Origin of the sequence: Paraglaciecola algarum (genome assembly GCF_021532655.1) — a bacterium.
GTDB classification, from domain to species: domain Bacteria; phylum Pseudomonadota; class Gammaproteobacteria; order Enterobacterales; family Alteromonadaceae; genus Paraglaciecola; species Paraglaciecola algarum.
In genome coordinates, this window is sequence record NZ_JAKGAS010000025.1 from 1 (window position 1) to 2,649 (window position 2,649).

The 2,649-nt window shown below is 49.9% G+C and carries 2 rRNA genes; both read left to right on the forward strand.

Annotated features, from left to right (window positions below):
* Positions 1 to 2,349 (forward strand): 23S ribosomal RNA (locus L0668_RS20485); the annotation flags it as partial.
* 181 nt (positions 2,350 to 2,530) lie between these two features.
* Positions 2,531 to 2,646 (forward strand): 5S ribosomal RNA (gene rrf / locus L0668_RS20490).
* The last annotated feature ends 3 nt before the right edge of the window (positions 2,647 to 2,649 follow it).

The following is a 2,649-nucleotide window of genomic DNA, read 5'->3' on the forward strand; positions in this document are numbered from 1 at the left end:
TGTGACTGCGTACCTTTTGTATAATGGGTCAGCGACTTATATTTAGTAGCAAGGTTAACCGAATAGGGGAGCCGTAGCGAAAGCGAGTGTTAACTGCGCGTTTAGTTGCTAGGTATAGACCCGAAACCCGGTGATCTAGCCATGGGCAGGTTGAAGGTTGAGTAACATCAACTGGAGGACCGAACCGACTGACGTTGAAAAGTCAGCGGATGACTTGTGGCTGGGGGTGAAAGGCCAATCAAACCGGGAGATAGCTGGTTCTCCCCGAAAGCTATTTAGGTAGCGCCTCGGACGAATACCACAGGGGGTAGAGCACTGTTAAGGCTAGGGGGTCATCCCGACTTACCAACCCTTTGCAAACTCCGAATACCTGTGAGTACTATCCGGGAGACACACGGCGGGTGCTAACGTCCGTCGTGAAGAGGGAAACAACCCAGACCGCCAGCTAAGGTCCCTAAATATTACTAAGTGGGAAACGAAGTGGGAAGGCTAAGACAGCTAGGAGGTTGGCTTAGAAGCAGCCATCCTTTAAAGAAAGCGTAATAGCTCACTAGTCGAGTCGGCCTGCGCGGAAGATGTAACGGGGCTAAGTAATATACCGAAGCTGCGGACTTGAATTTCGGTTCAAGTGGTAGGGGAGCGTTGTGTAAGTGGCTGAAGGTGAGCTGAGAGGCTTGCTGGACATATCACAAGTGCGAATGCTGACATGAGTAACGATAATGGGGGTGAAAAACCCCCACGCCGGAAGACCAAGGTTTCCTGTCCCATGCTAATCAGGGCAGGGTAAGTCGGCCCCTAAGGCGAGGCAGAAATGCGTAGTCGATGGGAAACGGATTAATATTTCCGTACTTGGTATATCAGTGAAGGGGGGACGGAGAAAGTTATGCAAGCCTAGCGTTGGTTGTCTAGGTGAAAGTGCGTAGGGTTGAATTTTAGGTAAATCCGGAATTCTACATGCCTGAGACACGAGACGAGACACTACGGTGTTGAAGTTGCAAATACTCTGCTTCCAGGAAAAGCCTCTAAACTTATGATATATCGAACCGTACCCCAAACCGACACAGGTGGTCAGGTAGAGAATACTAAGGCGCTTGAGAGAACCTGGGTGAAGGAACTCGGCAAAATCGTACCGTAACTTCGGGAGAAGGTACGCCGCTGATTGTGATTGGACTTGCTTCATGAGCGATTGGCGGCCGCAGTGAAATGGTGGCTGGAACTGTTTATTAAAAACACAGCACTGTGCTAAATCGAAAGATGACGTATACGGTGTGACGCCTGCCCGGTGCCGGAAGGTTAATTGATGGGGTTAGTCCTTGGACGAAGCTCTTGATCGAAGCCCCGGTAAACGGCGGCCGTAACTATAACGGTCCTAAGGTAGCGAAATTCCTTGTCGGGTAAGTTCCGACCTGCACGAATGGCGTAATCATGGCCACGCTGTCTCCACCCAGGACTCAGTGAAATTGAAATCGCAGTGAAGATGCTGTGTACCCGCACCTAGACGGAAAGACCCCGTGAACCTTTACTATAGCTTGGCACTGAACATTGACCCTACATGTGTAGGATAGGTGGGAGACTTCGAAGCATTGTCGCCAGATGATGTGGAGTCGTCCTTGAAATACCACCCTTGTAGGTTTGATGTTCTAACATTGTTCCCTAATCGGGAATGTGGACAGTGTCTGGTGGGTAGTTTGACTGGGGCGGTCTCCTCCCAAAGCGTAACGGAGGAGCACGAAGGTTGGCTAATCCTGGTCGGACATCAGGAGGTTAGTGCAATGGCATAAGCCAGCTTAACTGCGAGACAGACACGTCGAGCAGGTACGAAAGTAGGTCATAGTGATCCGGTGGTTCTGAATGGAAGGGCCATCGCTCAACGGATAAAAGGTACTCCGGGGATAACAGGCTGATACCGCCCAAGAGTTCATATCGACGGCGGTGTTTGGCACCTCGATGTCGGCTCATCACATCCTGGGGCTGAAGTCGGTCCCAAGGGTATGGCTGTTCGCCATTTAAAGTGGTACGCGAGCTGGGTTTAGAACGTCGTGAGACAGTTCGGTCCCTATCTGGTGTGGGCGTTGGATGATTGAGGGGAGCTGCTCCTAGTACGAGAGGACCGGAGTGGACGAACCGCTGGTGTTCGGGTTGTTTTGCCAAAGGCATTGCCCGGTAGCTACGTTCGGAATCGATAACCGCTGAAAGCATCTAAGCGGGAAGCGAGCCCCAAGATGAGTCATCCCTGTACGTTTAACGTACCTAAAGGGTTGTTGAAGACTACAACGTTGATAGGCAGGGTGTGGAAGCGTAGCAATGCGTTAAGCTAACCTGTACTAATTGCCCGTGAGGCTTAACCATACAACGCCCAAATGTCTTTAGACAAAAAAGCGTGATATGAGTGACAAGACAACATCATAAAAACAGAGTAAGACTAGAAAGTACTTTTTAGCCTCGATTATTTGCTTAACCTTTTTAAAAGTAAGCATTAGCTTTTACATATTGATTTATTGAGTTAACACTCGATAAATAACAGTTTATGTCTGGCGGCCATAGCGATGCGGTCCCACCTGATCCCATTCCGAACTCAGAAGTGAAACGCATTAGCGGCGATGGTAGTTTGGGGTTTCCCCATGCGAGAGTAGCACACTGCCAGACTCC